This window comes from Lysobacter stagni, from assembly GCF_030053425.1.
GTDB classification, from domain to species: Bacteria; Pseudomonadota; Gammaproteobacteria; order Xanthomonadales; family Xanthomonadaceae; genus Lysobacter_J; species Lysobacter_J stagni.
In genome coordinates, this window is the sequence record NZ_JASGBI010000001.1 from 1351090 (window position 1) to 1368356 (window position 17267).

Consider the following 17267-nt stretch of genomic DNA (forward strand, 5'->3'; position numbering starts at 1 on the left):
GGCACCCATCAACCATCGAGTACTACGAGACACATATGGCGAAGACGAAGAAAGTGGCAAAGAAAGCCGCCCCGAAGAAGGCCGCCGCTGCCAAGCCGGCCGCTCCGAAGCCGATCAAGGAAGCGCTGTCGAAGTCGGGCCTGGTCGCTCACATCGCCGAGGCTACCGGCGTGGTCGCCAAGGACGTTCGTTCGGTCCTGGGCGCTCTGGAAGGCGCCGTGCACGCGTCGATCAGCAAGAAGGGCGCTGGCGCGTTCACCCTGCCGGGCCTGCTGAAGATCACTGCCGTCAACGTTCCGGCCAAGCCGAAGCGCAAGGGCATCAACCCGTTCACCAAGGAAGAGCAGTGGTTCGCTGCCAAGCCGGCTTCGGTGAAGGTCAAGGTCCGTCCGCTGAAGAAGCTGAAGGACGCTGCGGCCTGATGACCGCACGGGATGCGGTGTGCGCAATGCCACCGCATCCTTTCCGCGGATCGAACCGATCTGCGTGATGTTCGCCGCCGACCGTCCGCACGCGTGACGGTCGCGCGTGCCTGAGGCAACGCTCAGGTATCCAGCCAGCCTTTCGACACCGCTGCCGCGACGTCCGCGGGCGTGTCGATGTCGTGCGCCAGTTCCGGCGCTTCCAGTGTCCACACGTCGCGCATCGCGCTCAGTTGCGCCCCCAGCCCGCTGTCGCCCCGCCGATGTTTCGCCTGCGCCAGCATCGAAGCGGTGACCACCGCAGGCACGCCCACGCGTTCCCCATGCCGGGTCGCAGCGCAATGCGATGGCACGCTCGCCGCGCCCGCCAGCAGCCGCTGCAGGTGCGAAATCTCCAGCGCCGGTTGATCGGTGACCAGCACCAGGATCGGGCCCTCGAACCCATGCAGTGCATCGGCCGCAGCAAGACTGCTGGCGAGACCATCGGGCCACGCCGCGTTGAAGACCACCCGTACCCCGCAGGCGGTGCGCGAGGCGAGATCGTGAACGGCGGCCGAGACCTCGTGCGCGAAGGCGCCGGTGACAAGGATCACGCGCGCCGCACCGCTGTCCACCGCCAGGCGAACGGCGCGGTGCACCAGCGTTTCGCCATTACGAGTGAGCAGTTGTTTCGACTGCCCGAGACGCCGACTGCCGCCGGCGGCGAGCACCAGCGCCGCGTGCCCGGTCATGCGCCGACGCCGTGCAGATGGCGCTGCAACTGGGCGGCGATGCTCAACGCGATCGCCTCCGGCCCGCTGCCTCCCAGGTGCAGGCCGACGGGCGAATGCAATCGCGGCAACAAGGCCTCGCGAACCTCAGCCGGCAGCACCCGGAACAGATCGTCGCGTCGTCGCGTGGGGCCGAGCAGGCCGATGAAGCCGATCGGCGCGCCGGCCAGTGCGGCCAGGGCTTCGCGGTCGAGTTCGAAATGGTGGTGCATCACCAACGCCGCATCGTAGGACCGCGGGATCGCGGCGAGCGCGCCGGTGGGCGTGTCGTCGATCGTGGTGTCCGCGAACACGCCGGCGTCGCGCCAGCGCGGGCGTCGCTCGACCAGCGTGGTCACCGCGCCCATGGCGCGCAGCAGCGGAAGCAGGAGACGCGCCTCCGGACCCGCGCCGACGACCAGCACGCTGGGCGGTGCCGCGATCGACACGGCCCAGCGGGCCTGTGTCGCATCCCACGTGGGCGACTCCATCGGCAGCGACCAGGACGCATTGCGCGCCCCCATGGTCAGGTCGATGGTCCCGTTCGCGTCGATGGCGATGCGCAGCGGCGTGCCGCCACCGCGCCAGGCATCGATCCACGATGGCCAGTCGCCGAGCAGCGACAGCGGCAGCAGCGCCAGGCGCAACCTGCCGCGGCAACCCACGGCGGAACCGGACAACAGGTCTTCGTCGTCGCGAGTGTCGATCTCCATCCAGCCAACGCGCCGCCGTCGTGCCGCTTCGAGCGCGCGCGTCGCGATTTCCGGTTCCAGGCAGCCACCGCTGAGCCAGCCGACCTGCAGGCCGTCCTCGCCGAACAATGCCGCCGCGCCGGCGCGCACGTAGGTGGAGCCGCTGGTCTCGAGCACCAGCGCCAGCGTCGAAGCGTCGACCGGCGCGCGCGCGGACGCATCGAGCACGGCGCGCGACCCGCCGGTGGATGGCGCGTCGAAGGGCGGCACGGGCGGCAGGGGATGCATGGCGCCCGATTATGGAGCGAAGGGCCGTGGCGTCCTCGTCGCGCCGCGTGCACCGGAGGATCGGGCAAGGATCGGCGAGGAATGGGCTGGCCGGGCCGGACGCATCGCCGCTAGGGTCATGGTTCGAGCCGGTGCCCGCATGGAACGTCCACAGGCACCGGAGTAGGCTCGACCCGCCCAGCCGCCGCGAGGGACACCATGAAGCTGCTTGTGAATGGCACCGAGCACGACGTTTCCGCGCCGCCCGACATGCCCCTGCTGTGGGTGCTGCGCGATCTGCTGCACCTCACCGGCACCAAGTTCGGCTGCGGCATCGCGCAGTGCGGTGCGTGCACCGTGCACGTGGATGGCGCACCGCGGCGCAGTTGCGTGACGCCGGTGGCCTCGGTCGAAGGCAAGCCCATCACGACCATCGAAGGCCTGTCGAAGGACAACTCGCATCCGGTGCAGCGCGCGTGGGCGGAACTGGACGTCGTGCAGTGCGGGTACTGCCAGTCGGGCCAGATCATGTCCGCTGCCGCGTTGCTGGCGAAGTTGCCCGCGCCTACCGACACCGACATCGACCAGGCGCTGTCCGGAAACATCTGCCGCTGCGGCACGTACCAGCGCATCCGCGCCGCCGTGCATCGCGCCGCGGAGTTGAACAAGGCATAGCCCTCCCACTGCGGACATCGCGGAGCTTGGCCATGAACGCACCGATCCAGACATCCCGCCGCCAGTTCCTCAAGGCCACCGCCACCGTCGGCGCCGGCCTGGTCGTGGCGTTCGTCGTGCCGGGCGCACGGCGTTTCGCATACGCCGCGCCGGAAGCGGCCGCGGCGGTGACCACCGGACTGGTGCCCAACGCCTTCCTGCGCGTGGGGCCCGATGACCGCGTGTCTGTGCTGATTGCGCACTCGGAAATGGGGCAGGGCGTGTGGACCACGCTGGCGATGCTGGTGGCCGATGAGCTCGACGCCGACTGGACCACCGTGCAGGTCGAACATGCGCCGGCCGCACCCGCGTACGCGCACACGGCGTTCGGCATGCAGATGACCGGCGGCTCGTCGTCCACATGGTCGGAATTCGAACGCTACCGCCAGGCCGGCGCCACGGCGCGTGCGCTGCTGGTGGCAGCGGCCGCGCAGAAGTTCGGCGTGCCCGTCGCGCAGGTGCGCACCGAGAAGGGCTTCGCCATCGCCGGCGAGCAGCGCGCGCGCTATGGCGAACTCGCCGATGCCGCCGCGAAGCTGCCCGCGCCGACGAAGGTGGCGCTGAAGGATCCGAAGCAATGGACGCTGATCGGCCAGCCGACCCGGCGTCTGGACACCCCCGAGAAGATCAGCGGCCGCGCGCAGTTCGGCATGGACGTGCAGTTCGATGGCCTGCTCACCGCCGTGGTCGCGCGCGCACCGGTGTTCGGCGGAACGGTGAAATCGTTCGACGCCACCGCGGCAAAGGCCATTCCCGGCGTGCGCAACGTGGTGGAGGTGCCCACCGGCGTGGCCGTGGTCGCCGACCATTACTGGGCCGCCAAGCTCGGCCGCGACGCGTTGAAGGTCGAATGGGACCTCGGCCCGAACGCGGCGCTCGACACCACGGCCATGCGTGAACAGTTCCGCACGCTTGCGGTCACCGACGGCACCGTCGCCGCGCAGGCGGGCGATGCGAAGGGCGCGCTGGGCAAGGCCGCCCGCACGCTGGAAGCCGAGTACAACGTGCCCTACCTGGCGCACGCGCCGATGGAGCCGCTGAACTGCACGGTGAAGCTGTCGCCCGATGCCTGCGAGATCTGGACCGGCACGCAGTTCCAGACGCTGGACCAGCAGGTTGCCGCGAAGATCACCGGGCTGGCCCCGGAACAGGTGCATATCCACACCACCTTCCTCGGCGGTGGCTTCGGCCGGCGCGCCACGCCCACGTCCGATTTCGTCAGCGAAGCGGTGCAGGTGGCCAAGGCCGCCGGCGCGCCGGTCAAGACGGTGTGGTCGCGCGAGGACGACATCCGCGGTGGCTACTACCGGCCGATGTACCTGCAGCAGGCGCGCATCGGCATGGACGCGCAGGGCAAGCCGGTGGCCTGGCATCACGTGCTGGTGGGGCAGTCCATCCTGGCCGGTTCGCCCTTCGAGGCGGCGATGGTCAAGAACGGCATCGACTCGACCTCGGTCGAAGGCGTTGCCGATTCGCCGTACTTCAAGGAAATCGCCAACCACCGCGTCGAACTCCACTCGCCCCGCACCGGCATTCCCGTGCTGTGGTGGCGTTCGGTGGGGCACAGCTACAACGCGTTCGTGATGGAGAGCCTCATCGACGAACTCGCGCACGCGGCCAAGCAGGACCCCATCGCCTACCGGCGCACGTTGCTGCAGAACCACCCGCGCCATCTGGCGGCACTGAACCTGGCGGCCGAGAAGGCGGGATGGGGTTCTCCCTTGCCGCAGGGACAGGCGCGCGGCGTGGCCGTGCACGAGTCGTTCGGCAGCTTCATCGCGCAGGTGGCGGAGGTATCGCTCGATCGCCAGGCCGCGACCGGGCCCACCATCCGCGTGCATCGCGTGGTCTGCGCCATCGACTGCGGTCTGGCCGTGAACCCGGAAGGCGTGCGCGCGCAGATGGAATCGGGCATCGCCTTCGGACTGGGCGCGGCGTTGCACAGCGCATTGAGCTTCAAGGACGGCCGCGTGCAGGAGTCCAACTACCACGATTACCGCGTGCTGCGGCTGGACGAGATGCCCAGGGTCGAGGTGCACATCGTGCCCAGCACCGAAAAGATGGGCGGCGCCGGCGAGCCCGGCACGCCGCCGATCGCGCCGGCCGTCGCCAATGCGCTGTTCGCGCTCACGGGCGAGCGACTGCGCGAACTGCCGCTGCGCCCATCGTCGACCAGTACCGCCGCCTGAGGAGCCGACCATGCGTCTTGCGATCGCGATCCTCGCCATGATGCTGGCCGCGTGCTCGCCGCGCGTGGACCCGCAGAAGCAGGCCCAGGCGCTGCAGGCTTTCGCCACCGTCGAGAAGGTGTTCCAGCATCCGCGTTGCAGCAACTGCCACATTCCCGGCGACGCGCCGTTGCAGTTCGACACGCAGCAGCCGCACATGATGGGTGTGGTGCGCGGACCCAAGGGCGAAGGCGCCGTCGGCTTGCCGTGTGCGTCCTGTCACGGCGAAGCCAACCTGCCGGCCAGTTACGGTCCGAATGCACCGCCGGGCGCGCCGCACTGGTCACTGCCGCCGCCCGACCAGAAGATGGCGTGGATCGGCGTGCCCACGGCGGAGCTGTGCGCGATGATCCAGGACCGCAAGCGCAACGGGAACCGCGACCTGGAAGCGATGTTCAAGCACGTTGCCGAAGACAAGCTGGTGCTGTGGGGCTGGGCGCCGGGCGGCAACCGGCAGCCGGTGCCGGTGCCGCACGATCAGTTCGTCGCGGCCTTCCGCACGTGGATGGATGCCGGCGCGCCGTGCCCGCAGGCGCCGGCGCGCGGCTGATCCATCACACGGTCTCGGCTTCGCGCCGGTGCAGCCACGCGTACAGCGCCGGCAGCACCAGTAGCGTGAGCAGCGTCGAGGAGACGATGCCGCCGATCACCACCGTCGCCAGCGGACGCTGCACTTCCGAGCCCGCACCGACGTTGAACGCCATCGGCACGAAGCCCAGCGAGGCCACCAGCGCCGTCATCAGCACCGGACGCAGACGGCCCAGTGCGCCGTCGCTGATCGCGCGCATCAACGGGACGCCATCGGCGCGCAGCTTGCGCACGAAGGCGAGCATCACCAGCCCATTGAGCACCGCCACCCCCGACAGCGCGATGAAACCCACGCCGGCGGAGATCGACAGCGGAATGCCGCGCATCGCCAGCGCGATCACGCCGCCGGTGAGCGCCAGCGGTACGCCACTGAAGACGATGCCCGCATCGCGCGCCGAACCGAACGCCCAGAACAGCATCGCGAAGATCAGCACCAGCGTCGCCGGCACCACGACGGCCAGGCGCTGGCTGGCGGAGATCAGCTGTTCGAACGTGCCGCCGTAGCCCAGCCAGTAACCGGGCGGCAGCGTCACATCGCGTTGCAGTCGCTGCTGCAGGTCGTCGACGAACCCGCCCAGGTCGCGTTCGCGCACGTTCGCGGTGACCACGACGCGCCGTTTGCCATCCTCGCGGTTGATCTGGTTCGGGCCCAGCACCGTTTCGATCTGCGCCACTTCACGCAATGGCACCGTGCGCGGTGCACCGGAGGCCCAGGTCGCGCCGCGACTGGATTCGTCGGCATTGCCATCGCCGCGCAGCGGAATCGGCAGGTCCGCCAGGCGGACAGGATCGGCCCGCAGCGACTCGGGCAGGCGCACGACGATGTCGAAGCGACGGTCGCCCTCGAACAACTGGCCGGCGACCTCGCCGCCGATCGCGGTGGCCACCGTGTCCTGCACGTCGCCCGGATTGAGTCCGTAACCGGCGAGTGCACGCCGTTGCGGCGTGACCGACAGCAAGGGCAGGCCGGTCGCCTGTTCGAGCTTCACGTCGGCCGCGCCCGGCACGGTGCGCATCACGCGTTCGACGTCCTGCGCCACGCGCACGAGCGTGTCGAGGTCGTCGCCGTACACCTTCACCGCCACGTCCGCGCGCACGCCGGAAATCAGTTCGTTCATCCGCATCTGGATGGGCTGGGTGAACTCGTAGTTGTTGCCGGGCAGGCGCTTCGCCACCGTCTCCATCTCCGCCAGCAGCTGCGCCCTGGGTTTGCGCGGATTGGGCCACTGGTCGCGCGGCTTCAGCATCACGTAGGTGTCGGTGACCGACGGCGGCATCGGGTCGTTGGCGATCTCCGCCGTGCCGATCTTGCTGAAGACGCGTTCGACCTCGGGCAGCGAAGCGAGGGCGCGCTCCAGCTGCGACTGCATCGTCACCGCCTGGCTGAGACTGGTGCCGGGAATGCGCAGGGCATGCACGGTGACATCGCCTTCGTCCAGGCTGGGAATGAACTCGGTGCCCAGACGCGTGGCGAGCCAGGTGCACACGACCACCAGCACCGCCGCGGCGCCGACGACCAGCTGCCGGTGCGACAGCGACCATGCCAGCGCGGGGCGGTAGCCCTTCTGCGCCCACGCGACCAGGGGGCTTTCCTTCTCCGCCACGCGGCCGCGCAGGCACAGCGCGATCGATGCGGGCACGAAGGTCAGCGACAGCAGCATCGCGCCGGTCAGGGCCAGGACCACCGTGATCGCCATCGGGTGGAACATTTTCCCCTCGATGCCGGTGAGCGCGAAGATCGGCAGGTACACCGCGGTGATGATGCCGATGCCGAAGAGGCTGGGGCGGATCACCTCCGCCGTCGCCGATGCCGTGAGGTCGAAGCGCTCCTCGTCGGTGAGCTCCCGCGCGAGTGCGTGTTGCACCTCGCCGAAGCGGCGCAGGCAGTTCTCCACGATGATGACCGCGCCGTCGACGATCAGGCCGAAATCCAGCGCGCCCAGGCTCATCAGATTGCCTGAGACACCCCCGCGCACCATGCCGGTCATGGTGAACAGCATCGACAACGGAATCACCGCGGCGGTGATGAGCGCCGCGCGCAGGTTGCCCAGCAGCAGGAACAGCACCGCGATCACCAGCAGCGCGCCTTCGACCAGGTTCCGGGTGACGGTGGCGATGGTGCGGTCGACCAGCGCCGTGCGGTCATACACCGCGTGCGCCTGCACGCCCTTGGGCAGGCTGGCGTTGGCGGCTTCCACCTTCGCCGACGCGGCCTGCGCCACCTCGCGACTGTTGGCGCCCACCAGCATGAACACGGTGCCCAGCACCACTTCGCGTCCGTTCTGCGTGGCCGCGCCGTTGCGGAGTTCCGGTCCTTCGCCGACCTGCGCCACATCGCGTACGCGGATCGGCACGCCGTCGCGACGGTCCAGCACGATGTCGCCGATGGCGTCCACGTCGGCCACCTGCCCAGGCACACGAACGAGGAACTGCTGGCCGTTGCGTTCGATGTAGCCCGCGCCCGCGTTGCGGTTGTTGGCGACCACCGCCTCGACGATGTCGCGCAGCGAGAAACCCAACGCCACCAGCCGCGCCGGATCGGGCGTGATGTGGATCTGCCGTGCGAAACCGCCGATGGTGTTCACCTCGGTCACGCCGGGCGTGTTGCGCAGCTGCGGTCGCACCACCCAGTCCTGCAGGGTGCGCAGATCGGTGGCGTTCCACGGCGTGCCGTCGGGCTTGCGTGCCTGCGGCGTGGCCTCGACGGTATACATGAAGATCTCGCCCAGCCCGGTCGAGATGGGGCCAAGTTCCGGCTCCAGCCCTGCCGGCAGCTGCGATTTCACCTGTTGCAGGCGCTCGGCCACCTGCTGTCGCGCGAAGTACAGGTCGGTGCCGTCCTTGAACACCACCGTTACCTGCGACAGGCCGTAGCGCGACAACGACCGCGTGTAGTCCAGCTTCGGCAAGCCCGCCAGCGCGGTCTCGATGGGGAAGGTGACGCGCTGTTCGGATTCCAGCGGCGAGTAGCCGGGTGCCTCGGTGTTGATCTGCACCTGCACGTTGGTGATGTCGGGCGTGGCGTCGATCGGCAGGCGTTGGAAGCTCCACACGCCCAGCGCGATGAGCGCCGCGGTCAATGCCATGACCAGCCAGCGGTGGCGGATGGCGAATCGGATGATTTTTTCGAGCATTGCTCAGTTCCTCGAAGGGTGGCATGCCGTCCATGGCGGAACCGCATGGGCTCCGGATCGCCTGGCCCGGCCATCCTTGGCTGGGCGTTCAGGGCCGCAGCCGATGCCGATAGGGCATCGGCCAAACGCGTCCCCTCACTCAGTGATCGTGCGAAGCGCCGGACTTCTCGATGTCCGCCTTCACCAGGTAGCTCTGCTCGACCACGACCGGATCACCGGCGCGCAGCCCCGAAAGGACTTCCGCGCGCGTGCCGTCGCGCCGGCCCAGCGTGACCGGCCGTACCTCGTAGGTGTCGCCGACGCGCACGAAGACGACGTCCCAGTCGCGGAAGGTCTGCAGCGCGGACAGTGGCACGGCCAGATCGACCGGCTGTCGTGCCACCGTGACCTTCGCCGTGACCGCGGAACCCGGACGCCACAGGCCGTCTGCGTTGTCGATCCGCGCGCGGGCGACAGTGCTCTGGCTGGCGGTCGCCGTGCCGGGCAGCACGCGTTCCAGCGTGGTCGCGGTGCTGGCGCCGTCGCTCATGCGCGTCACCGTCACCGCGGCTCCGGGCCGCAGGTGCGTGGCGTCGGCGCCGAACACGTGCAGGTCCACCCACAGCGACGAGAGGTCGGCGATCTCGAACAGCGGCGCCCCCTCGGCCGCGACCGCACCCACGGAAGCGTCGCGCGACAGCACCACGCCGGAGATCGGCGCGGTCACGGTGTACTGCGACAGGCTGAGGTTGCTCTCGATGCTCGCCAGCGCCTGGCCCGCACTCACGCGATCGCCGACGTTGGCGCGCAGCGCGCGGATGGGGCCGGGAAAGCGCGCCATCGCATGGGCGACGCGACCTTCCACGGGCGTGAGCAATCCCTGCACTTCGTGTTCGTCGGCGATGACGCCCGGGCCCGCCTCTGCGATGCGGATGCCGGAGCGGTTGGCGACGTCCCGCTCGATGACTGTGCGGCCTTCGTAGCTGGGAAAGCTCCATTGCAGCGTCTGGCCCTGGATGCGCGCGGTGACGTTCACGTCGAACGAGTGCGGCTCGGCCACGACGGTGGTGGCTGCCAGGCGTCCATCCTCGCGTGCACGCAGCTTGTGCGTCTCGCGCACGTTGCCCAGGCGCACCAGCGAGACATCGACCTCACCTGATGTCGCGGGCAACGGTTTGCCGTCGCGGTAGAGCCACGCCTGGTACGTCGGTGGCGCGCCGTCCTCGGCGATCGCCAGTTCGACGGTGGTGCCGTGCTGCTGCAGCAGGCGGCCGCCGTGTTCGCCGCGAGCGGCTTCCTCCTCGGCGTGGTCGCCTTCGTCGTGGCCATGGCCGGCTTCGCCGGAGCTGCCGCAGCCGGCCAGCGCCAGTGCGAGGAATGCGGTGATCAGGAGTCGGATCTTCACGGGGTGTCTCCGTTCTGGCGCGCGACCGGTAGCACGAGGCTTTCTCCGGTCAGGCGCTGTATCTCGATGAGGGCGCGCTGCGCCTGCAGCGCGGCGTCGAGCTGCTGGCGCGCGGTGGCGGTGCGTTCGGATTGCAGCTGAGCCCATTCCAGGTAGCTGATGGCGCCGGCGCGGTAGGCGCGTTCGGCGGCGGCTTCGGCACGCGCGAGCCTGGGCAGGACGTCATCGCCCAGCCGCACCACTTCCAGCTGCGCGACGCGGTAGCGTCCGTGCGCGTCCGCGAGCGTGGAATACAGCGAGATGCCGCGCGATTCGCGTTCGACCTCCAGCATCGCCAGCTCCGCCTGTGCAGCGCGGACCTCCGGTTGTGCTCGGCGCGCACTGCCCAGTGGTATCGAGGCCGCTGCGACCAGGGCGACGTCGTCGCCGTCGTTGAATGCGCGTGCGCCCAGCGACCAGTCGATGTCGGCCCTCGCCTGCGACCGTGCAAGCTGCAGACGCGCTTCACCGATGCGACGACGGTCGGCGAAGGCGGTCAGTTCGGGCGTTCGCTCCAGCAGCGCCGCGAGCGCACCGAAATCGGCGATGGCCAGCAGAGCCAGTGGATCGGTCGCAGCGGGTGTGAACGTCGGTTCGCGCTCGCCCCACAACGCGGCCAGGTGCTGGCGTGCGGCTTCCTGTGCCTGCATGGCCCGGCGCTGTTCGAGTTCGGCGCGCGCGAGTGCGGCCTGCGCGGTGAGCAGCACCGATTCCGGCGATGCGCCGGCCTGCACGCGCAGTCGCGCCGCACTGACGGTGCGCTGACGTTGCGCGATGTCGGCCTGCGCCAGGTCGCCCTGTCGCGTGGCGCCGATCATGTCCAGGTAACGGCGGGCGGTCTCGGCCAGAAGGTCCAGGCGTGCGGCCTCGCGTTCTGGCGCAAGGGCGTCGATCCGACCCTGCGCGAGTGCGCGGCGTGCCTCGCGCTTGCCGCCACGTTCGAGCACGGACGCCAGCGTGAGTGTCAGCTCGGCACTGTCGAGGCCGGCGTAAGCGCCGCTGCCGAATGCGTTCTCCAGTTCGACGCCGGCACGCAGCGGTGGCGCCTGCGATGCGGCGTCGCGCTCGGCAGAGAGCACTTCGCTGCGCAAAGCAGGCAGGCGCAGGTCGGGATGGAAAGCGGCGACGCGCGCGAACGCATCGTCCAGGGTCAATCGATCGTCGGCACGCGCGGGCGCGGCCGCAACGAGCACGACGACCAGCGCGGCAGACGCCGCGAGTCGCGAAAGCATGGGGAAGCTCCGATGAGGGGGTGACGGAACGCCGGCAATGCGCCGGCAGAACGGTCAGGCCGCGATCGGAGGACGGAACGGCGCGGTGTGCGGCGCGGGCGCGAAGGCGATCGACTGCGCCGGCATCGGCGAGTCGCCATGGACCTGCGCGAGCGTCAGTTCCAGTCGTGGCAGCACGGCAGCCTGCTGGCCGCAGCAATGGGTCAGATGGAAGTGGCTGTCGTCGTGCGGCACCTGGCCATCCGGCGTGCCGGCATGCGGCGCCACGCCGTGTTCGTCGGCATGCGCGTGGCCATCGCCGGCCACGGCCGCGTGCGCGATCAGTTCGTGCATTTCCTCGGCGATCGCCAACGACGGCTTCAGCACCACGCCGCACAGCAGCAGGCCGAACAGCGTCAGCCGGAGCAGGTTGGCGAGGGCGGCAAGGGCAGGCATTGCCGCGCAGGGTACGCGGCGGACTGCGCGATACACAATTGCAGCCATTGGCTGCCGCATTGCCGTCACACGCCCTGCCTACGCTGTGCGCGCTTTTCGACGGGGGCGTGCGATGCGGATTGTCGGGACGATGGGTTTGCTGATGCTGATGCTGGTGCTGGCGGTGACGGGTTGCGACTCGCCGCCCGACGCGTCCCGATCCGTGGCTGGCGATGCGCCGCAGGCGCCGGCACTGCCAGCGCCGGTGTTCGGCGACCTCGACGCCGACGGTCTGCGCGTGCGCGCCGAACGCGCGCTGCACGAGCAGCGCATCCACGCACCGGCGGCCGACTGCGCGGTGGACTACTACCTCGCGCTGCGCCAACGCGCCGGCGAGGGACACGGTGTCGGGGCCGCGCTGGCCGAGCTGCAACCGTATGTGGTGATCGCCGCGGAGCAGGCGCTGGCGCGCGAGGATCTGGAGGAAACGCGACGCCTGCTGGCGCTGCTGGTGCGCATGGATGCGACTGCCCCGGCCGTGCCGCGTCTGCGCGAAGGCCTGCGCGTGGCCCAGCAGGCGGCCGATCGTGCCGAAGGCGCGCGCATCGTCGAGCTGGCGAAGCCCACGCCGCCGATGCCGTCGCCCGCACCGCGTCCGGTTTCGATGGCGAGCGCGCCGCAGCCGCAGCCCACCGCACCCGTCGCGAATCCCCCGCCCGCGCCGACGAAGGTGGCGTCTGCCGAGGCCACGGCGTCACCGGTCGCACCTGTCGCACCCTTGGAGTCCTCATCGCCCGCACCCCAGGCCCTGCCACGCCTGCTGGCCGATTCGCCGCCGCGCTATCCGCTGGGCGCGCAGAAGCGGCGCATCGAGGGCAGCGTGCTGGTCACTTTCACCATCCAGCCCGATGGCAGCGTCAGCGATGCACGCTCGCTGTCGGCGCAACCGGCGGGCGTGTTCGAAGACGCCGCGCTGGCGGCCGCGGCGCGCTGGCGTTTTGAAGCCACCGGCCGACGCGTGACGACCACGCGCACACTGGCATTCCGCCTGCCGCCGGACTCGAAGGGGTGACCCTTCGCTGGTCGCCGCGCGGTGCAGCGGCGACAATGCGGGCATGAACGACACCGCACCGCTGCTCGAAACCGTCGAGTTCGAAACCGCCCCCAATCCCGAATGGACCGTGCTGTGGCTGCATGGGCTGGGCGCGGATGGTCACGACTTCGCGCCGATCGTGCCCGAACTGGTGCGTCGCGACTGGCCGGCGCTGCGGTTCGTGTTCCCGCACGCGCCGGTGCGCGCTGTGACGATCAACAACGGCGTGCGCATGCGCGCCTGGTACGACATCGTCAGCTTCGTTTTCGACTCCCTGCACGCGGGCAAGCGCGCGGACGAAACCGGCGTGGCCGAATCGGTGGCGCAGGTCGAGGCCCTGATCGCCCGCGAGGAAGCCCGGGGCATTCCGGCGCACCGGATCCTCCTGGTAGGGTTCTCCCAGGGCGGCGCCATCACCCTGGCCGCCGGCCTTCGCCGCAAGGTGCCGCTGGCGGGGCTGGTCGGCCTGTCGACCTACCTGCCCGAGTCCACCGAACGTGTGGCGGCCGTGCTCCAGGCCGCCGCCCGGACGCAGCCGTTGTTCATGGCCCACGGCCAGTACGACCCCGTGGTGCCGGCCCTGATCGGCGAGCGCAGCGCCGCGACCCTTCAGGCGTTGGGCTTCCCCCTGGACTGGCATGTCTACCCGATGGCCCACCAGGTCTGCGCCGAGGAGATCCGGGACCTGGGCGACTGGCTGGCCCGCAGGTTCGCCGGGTAAGTCCTCCCGACGAGTGGTAGCCTGCCAAGGCCGGGGCTACCATCGTCCCCGTGGCTGTGCCGACAGGGGATGGAGGCGCCAATGAGGGTAGTGATCGCCGATGACGAGCCGCTCGCGCGCGAACGCCTGCGCGGGTTGCTGGCCGAACAACGCGGTGTGGAGGTCGTGGCCGAAGCGGCCGACGGCCAACACGCGCTGCACGCCTGTGCCGAGCACCGTCCCGATCTGGTCCTGCTGGACATCGCGATGCCGGGCATCGACGGGCTGGAGGCCGCGCGCCACCTCGCCGCGTTCGAGCCGCGACCGGCCGTCGTGTTCTGCACCGCGTACGACGCGCACGCGCTGTCGGCCTTCGAGGCCGAAGCGATCGACTACCTGGTCAAGCCGGTGCGCGCCGAACGCCTGGCCGCCGCACTGGAGCGCGTTCGCACCTTCGCGGCCGGGCGCGAGCGCGCCGCCGCCGCGGGCGTGCCGCAGGGCGGACAGCGCCGCAGCCACCTGTGCGCGCGCCTGCGCGGCAGCCTGCGCCTGATCCCCATCGAGGACGTGCACTACCTCCACGCCGAGGAGAAGTACGTCGTCGTTCACCACGCACGTGGCGAGGACCTGATCGAGGAATCGCTGAAGTCGCTCGAGGACGAGTTCGGCGAGCGCTTCGTGCGCATCCATCGCAACTGCCTGGTCGCGCGGCACGAGATCGTCGAGCTGCGTCGAGCCCCGGACGGCCACGTACAGGCCGTGCTCCGCCACGGCAAGCAGCCGCTGGAAGTCAGCCGCCGCTGCGTGTCGGGGCTGAAGGAGACGTTGAAGCACCTGTGATGGTCCATGCGGCGCAGACCGGCGACGACCGGTCCATGGAGGAAATGCGCGAAGCCGGGCAGGGACGCACCGTGCTCGTGCTGGGTGCGGGCGGCTTCATCGCCGGCTTCATCATCGCTGCCCTGCGCACGCACGGCTGGCGCGTGATTCGCGGCGTACGTCGTCCCGAGCGCGACGGCGATACGCGCATCTGCGATCTGAGCGATGACACCACGGACTGGCGCGCCGTCGTCGCCGGCGTGGACGTGGTCGTCAATGCGGCTGGCATCCTGCGCGAGTCGGGGCAGCAGCGTTTCGAAGCGATCCATGACGGGGCGCCATTCGCATTGGCGCAGGCATGCGTGGATCTCGGCGTGCGCCGGTTCGTGCAGGTTTCCGCGCTGGGGCGCCCGGAGGACGGCGAGTTTGTAGCTTCCAAGCATCGATTCGACGAGGCCTTGCTGCGCCTGCCATTGAGCGCTGTGGTGCTGCGACCGTCCGTTGTCTATTCGACGCGCGGATCCTACGGAGGCACATCGCTGCTGCGCGCGATGGCGGCTCTGCCGGGGGTGCTTGCGCTTCCGGGACGCGGTGACTGGCCGCTGCAGCCGCTGTCGGCCGAGGACCTTGGCGAACTCGTGGCAAGGGCTGCCACCGGTTCGGCAACCGGCGTGTTCGAAGTCGCCGGGCCTGCGCCCGTCATGCTAGGGGAGTACCTGCATCGCTGGCGGCATTGGCTGCGCGTCGGGCCCGCTGTGACCCTGCAAGTGCCGGTGTGGCTGGTGTCCGCGGCGGCATGGCTGGGCGAACGATGCGGTGTTGGCCCGCTGGGCGAGACGATGTGGAAGATGCTGCAGCGGGGCAACGTGGCCTCGTCAGACGCCTCAGTGCGGCTGCATGAAGCGTTCGGCATGGTGCCGCGCGCGCTGGACGACGTACTCGTGAGCGAACCCAGCCAGGTGCAGGACCGCTGGCACGCGCGACTGTACTGGCTTGGTCCGCTGCTGCGCGTGGCGGTCGCGGCTCTGTTCCTGCTTTCGGCATTCTCGGGACTGCTTGCACCTGTGGCGACGATCGAATCGCTCGTGCGCGACAGCGTGCTGTCGGCGTGGCATCCGGTGGCGATGGCACGACTCGCGGCCGTGCTGGACCTGGCGCTCGGTGCGTGGCTGCTCACCGGTCGCGCGCCGCGCATCGCGACGGCATCGATGATCGTGCCGGTGCTGGTTTACACCCTGGTATTCGGCAGCCTGCTTCCGCAGTCGTGGCTGGAACCGCTGGGGGGCATGGCCAAGAACCTGGTGGTGCTTCCCGCGTTGGCCGTGCTGTGGGTCCTTGGCGATCGGCGCTGAACTGGAGCTTGCATGACCTATCTCTGGCTGAAGTGGATTCACATCCTGTCTTCGACCTTGCTGTTCGGCACCGGATTAGGCATCGCGTTCTTCATGTGGATGGCGCACCGGCGGGGCGATGCGCGCCTGATCGCCGACACCGCGCGCCACGTCGTCATCGCCGACACGGTATTCACCGCGCCGGCCGTGATCGTGCAACTGGCCACGGGGCTTTGGCTGACCCGTCTCCTCGGCCTTCCACTGGGTCTGTTCTGGGTGAAGGCGGCGCTGCTGCTGTTCTTCGTCATCGGCGCATGCTGGCTGCCCGTGCTGTGGCTGCAGGTCCGCGCGCGCGACCTGGCCCGCGAATGCGTGGCAACAGGGCAACCCCTGCCTTCGTCGTATCACCGCGCCATGCGGTGGTGGTTCTGGCTCGGCTGGCCCGCCTTCCTCAGCGTTATCGCCATCTTCTGGCTGATGGTGACCAAGCCGGCCTGAGCACCTACGGCGTCCGGCGGGATTAGCGGCGATAATGCGCGGATGGATACGTTGCGCATCGCCACCCGCAAGAGCCCGCTCGCCCTGTGGCAGAGCGAACACGTCGCCGAGCGCCTGCGGGAAGTCTTCCCGGGCCTCCGGGTCGAACTCGTGCCGATGAGCACGCGCGGCGACGAGGTGCTGGACCGCTCGCTGGCGGCGATCGGCGGCAAGGGCCTGTTCCTGAAGGAGCTGGAGCTGGCGATGCTGCGCGGCGAGGCGGACTGCGCGGTGCATTCGCTGAAGGATGTGCCGATGGAACTGGAGCCCGGCTTCGCGCTGCCGGCGATCCTGGCCCGTGCGGACTATGCCGACGCCTTCGTCAGCAATCATTTCGATGACATCGCGGCGCTGCCGCAGGGCGCGCGCGTGGGCACCTCGTCGTTGCGCCGTCAGGCGCAACTGCGCGCGCTGCGTCCGGACCTGCAGCTGCGCGACCTGCGCGGCAACGTCAACACGCGTCTGGCCAAGCTCGACGCGGGCGAATACGACGCCATCGTGCTGGCCTGTGCGGGTCTGCAACGGCTGGGTTTCGATGCGCGCATCCGTTCGCGGCTGCAGGCCCCGCACTGGCTGCCCGCGCCCGCGCAGGGCGCGGTGGCGATCGAATGCCGGGACGACGACCTCGCCACGCGCGAGCTGTGCGCGCGTCTGGACGACAGCGCCACGCGCACCTGCGCGGAAGCCGAGCGTGCGATGAACCGTGCCTTGCACGGCAGCTGTCACGTGCCGGTTGCGGCATTCGCGCAGCTCAGTGGCGAGCACCTGCACCTGTCGGGTCTGGTGGGTTCAGCCAGCGAAGGCCGCCTGGTGCGCGCGGACGCCGAAGGCCGGGGCGATGCTCCCGAATGCCTGGGGCTGGAAGTCGCGCAGATGTTGCTGGAGCAGGGTGCGGGCGAGTTGATCGGCGAAGCCGACTGAGGT

At 69.8% G+C, this 17267-nt stretch carries 16 protein-coding genes; 10 read left to right on the plus strand and 6 right to left on the minus strand.

Translation table 11 applies throughout. The features are described from left to right. Nucleotides 1-35 precede the first annotated feature (35 nt). The gene (locus QLQ15_RS06020; protein WP_283211926.1) at nucleotides 36-422 is read left to right on the plus strand and encodes an HU family DNA-binding protein; all 387 of its coding nucleotides are present in this window, start codon (nucleotides 36-38) and stop codon (nucleotides 420-422) included. Between the two features lie 122 nt (nucleotides 423-544). On the opposite strand, the gene QLQ15_RS06025 is transcribed toward QLQ15_RS06020, so the two are convergent. Together QLQ15_RS06025 and QLQ15_RS06030 are read right to left on the minus strand one after the other, a co-directional pair. Next, nucleotides 545-1153 (minus strand): nucleotidyltransferase family protein, encoded by a 609-nt coding sequence (locus tag QLQ15_RS06025; RefSeq protein ID WP_283211927.1) that lies wholly within the window; start codon nucleotides 1151-1153, stop codon nucleotides 545-547. Continuing rightward, nucleotides 1150-2151, minus strand: coding sequence for an XdhC family protein (locus QLQ15_RS06030; protein WP_283211928.1), 1002 nt, complete (start codon nucleotides 2149-2151; stop codon nucleotides 1150-1152). The genes QLQ15_RS06025 and QLQ15_RS06030 overlap by 4 nt, the downstream gene beginning before the upstream one ends. A 198-nt stretch (nucleotides 2152-2349) precedes the next feature. Here QLQ15_RS06030 and QLQ15_RS06035 point away from each other — a divergent pair, with 198 nt between their 5' ends. Genes QLQ15_RS06035 through QLQ15_RS06045 form a run of 3 tightly spaced genes read left to right on the plus strand, consistent with a single transcriptional unit; the run spans nucleotide 2350 to nucleotide 5622 of the window. After that, nucleotides 2350-2805: a (2Fe-2S)-binding protein gene (locus tag QLQ15_RS06035; protein ID WP_283211929.1), complete on the plus strand. Its 456-nt coding sequence runs from the start codon at nucleotides 2350-2352 to the stop codon at nucleotides 2803-2805. A gap of 32 nt (nucleotides 2806-2837) precedes the next feature. Beyond that, complete coding sequence (locus QLQ15_RS06040; RefSeq protein WP_283211930.1) at nucleotides 2838-5033, plus strand: xanthine dehydrogenase family protein molybdopterin-binding subunit; 2196 nt, start codon at nucleotides 2838-2840, stop codon at nucleotides 5031-5033. Between the two features lie 10 nt (nucleotides 5034-5043). Then, nucleotides 5044-5622, plus strand: a complete 579-nt coding sequence (locus QLQ15_RS06045) for a hypothetical protein (RefSeq protein ID WP_283211931.1) — start codon at nucleotides 5044-5046, stop codon at nucleotides 5620-5622. Nucleotides 5623-5626: 4 nt separating this feature from the next. On the opposite strand, the gene QLQ15_RS06050 is transcribed toward QLQ15_RS06045, so the two are convergent. From QLQ15_RS06050 to QLQ15_RS06065, 4 genes are all read right to left on the minus strand, one after another. Further along, complete coding sequence (locus QLQ15_RS06050; RefSeq protein ID WP_283211932.1) at nucleotides 5627-8794, minus strand: efflux RND transporter permease subunit; 3168 nt, start codon at nucleotides 8792-8794, stop codon at nucleotides 5627-5629. A gap of 139 nt (nucleotides 8795-8933) precedes the next feature. Then, nucleotides 8934-10178: an efflux RND transporter periplasmic adaptor subunit gene (locus QLQ15_RS06055; protein WP_283211933.1), complete on the minus strand. Its 1245-nt coding sequence runs from the start codon at nucleotides 10176-10178 to the stop codon at nucleotides 8934-8936. Continuing rightward, nucleotides 10175-11449, minus strand: coding sequence for a TolC family protein (locus tag QLQ15_RS06060; protein WP_283211934.1), 1275 nt, complete (start codon nucleotides 11447-11449; stop codon nucleotides 10175-10177). Before QLQ15_RS06060 ends, QLQ15_RS06055 begins: the two co-directional genes overlap by 4 nt. 54 nt (nucleotides 11450-11503) lie before the next feature. Continuing rightward, entirely contained in the window at nucleotides 11504-11884 is a 381-nt protein-coding gene (locus QLQ15_RS06065) for a hypothetical protein (RefSeq protein ID WP_283211935.1), read from the minus strand. Between the two features lie 130 nt (nucleotides 11885-12014). Here QLQ15_RS06065 and QLQ15_RS06070 point away from each other — a divergent pair, with 130 nt between their 5' ends. The 6 genes from QLQ15_RS06070 to hemC all read left to right on the plus strand — a co-directional run bounded on the left by QLQ15_RS06070 (nucleotide 12015) and on the right by hemC (nucleotide 17264). After that, nucleotides 12015-12935: a TonB family protein gene (locus QLQ15_RS06070; protein ID WP_283211936.1), complete on the plus strand. Its 921-nt coding sequence runs from the start codon at nucleotides 12015-12017 to the stop codon at nucleotides 12933-12935. A 43-nt stretch (nucleotides 12936-12978) separates the two neighbouring features. Continuing rightward, complete coding sequence (locus tag QLQ15_RS06075) at nucleotides 12979-13677, plus strand: alpha/beta hydrolase (protein ID WP_283211937.1); 699 nt, start codon at nucleotides 12979-12981, stop codon at nucleotides 13675-13677. A gap of 81 nt (nucleotides 13678-13758) precedes the next feature. Then, nucleotides 13759-14496 carry a LytR/AlgR family response regulator transcription factor gene (locus QLQ15_RS06080; RefSeq protein ID WP_283211938.1) on the plus strand — a complete coding sequence of 246 codons (738 nt, stop codon included), beginning with the start codon at nucleotides 13759-13761 and terminating at the stop codon, nucleotides 14494-14496. Nucleotides 14497-14531: 35 nt separating this feature from the next. Continuing rightward, on the plus strand, nucleotides 14532-15827 hold the full coding sequence (locus QLQ15_RS06085) for an SDR family oxidoreductase (protein WP_283211939.1): 1296 nt from the start codon (nucleotides 14532-14534) through the stop codon (nucleotides 15825-15827). A 12-nt stretch (nucleotides 15828-15839) separates the two neighbouring features. Beyond that, the gene (locus QLQ15_RS06090; RefSeq protein ID WP_283211940.1) at nucleotides 15840-16304 is read left to right on the plus strand and encodes a DUF2269 family protein; all 465 of its coding nucleotides are present in this window, start codon (nucleotides 15840-15842) and stop codon (nucleotides 16302-16304) included. Between the two features lie 42 nt (nucleotides 16305-16346). Continuing rightward, entirely contained in the window at nucleotides 16347-17264 is a 918-nt protein-coding gene (gene hemC, locus QLQ15_RS06095; RefSeq protein WP_283211941.1) for a hydroxymethylbilane synthase, read from the plus strand. Nucleotides 17265-17267 lie beyond the last annotated feature (3 nt).

What these genes read in the sequence shown, in the direction of transcription:
- QLQ15_RS06085 (WP_283211939.1), top strand. Translation starts at nt 14,532, where the DNA reads ATGGAGGAAATGCGCGAAGCCGGGCAGGGACGCACCGTGCTCGTGCTG.
- QLQ15_RS06060 (WP_283211934.1), bottom strand. Translation starts at nt 11,449, where the DNA reads ATGCTTTCGCGACTCGCGGCGTCTGCCGCGCTGGTCGTCGTGCTCGTT.
- QLQ15_RS06065 (WP_283211935.1), bottom strand. Translation starts at nt 11,884, where the DNA reads ATGCCTGCCCTTGCCGCCCTCGCCAACCTGCTCCGGCTGACGCTGTTC.
- QLQ15_RS06030 (WP_283211928.1), bottom strand. Translation starts at nt 2,151, where the DNA reads ATGCATCCCCTGCCGCCCGTGCCGCCCTTCGACGCGCCATCCACCGGC.
- QLQ15_RS06020 (WP_283211926.1), top strand. Translation starts at nt 36, where the DNA reads ATGGCGAAGACGAAGAAAGTGGCAAAGAAAGCCGCCCCGAAGAAGGCC.
- QLQ15_RS06080 (WP_283211938.1), top strand. Translation starts at nt 13,759, where the DNA reads ATGAGGGTAGTGATCGCCGATGACGAGCCGCTCGCGCGCGAACGCCTG.
- QLQ15_RS06050 (WP_283211932.1), bottom strand. Translation starts at nt 8,794, where the DNA reads ATGCTCGAAAAAATCATCCGATTCGCCATCCGCCACCGCTGGCTGGTC.
- hemC (WP_283211941.1), top strand. Translation starts at nt 16,347, where the DNA reads ATGGATACGTTGCGCATCGCCACCCGCAAGAGCCCGCTCGCCCTGTGG.
- QLQ15_RS06045 (WP_283211931.1), top strand. Translation starts at nt 5,044, where the DNA reads ATGCGTCTTGCGATCGCGATCCTCGCCATGATGCTGGCCGCGTGCTCG.
- QLQ15_RS06090 (WP_283211940.1), top strand. Translation starts at nt 15,840, where the DNA reads ATGACCTATCTCTGGCTGAAGTGGATTCACATCCTGTCTTCGACCTTG.
- QLQ15_RS06070 (WP_283211936.1), top strand. Translation starts at nt 12,015, where the DNA reads ATGGGTTTGCTGATGCTGATGCTGGTGCTGGCGGTGACGGGTTGCGAC.
- QLQ15_RS06025 (WP_283211927.1), bottom strand. Translation starts at nt 1,153, where the DNA reads ATGACCGGGCACGCGGCGCTGGTGCTCGCCGCCGGCGGCAGTCGGCGT.
- QLQ15_RS06075 (WP_283211937.1), top strand. Translation starts at nt 12,979, where the DNA reads ATGAACGACACCGCACCGCTGCTCGAAACCGTCGAGTTCGAAACCGCC.
- QLQ15_RS06035 (WP_283211929.1), top strand. Translation starts at nt 2,350, where the DNA reads ATGAAGCTGCTTGTGAATGGCACCGAGCACGACGTTTCCGCGCCGCCC.
- QLQ15_RS06040 (WP_283211930.1), top strand. Translation starts at nt 2,838, where the DNA reads ATGAACGCACCGATCCAGACATCCCGCCGCCAGTTCCTCAAGGCCACC.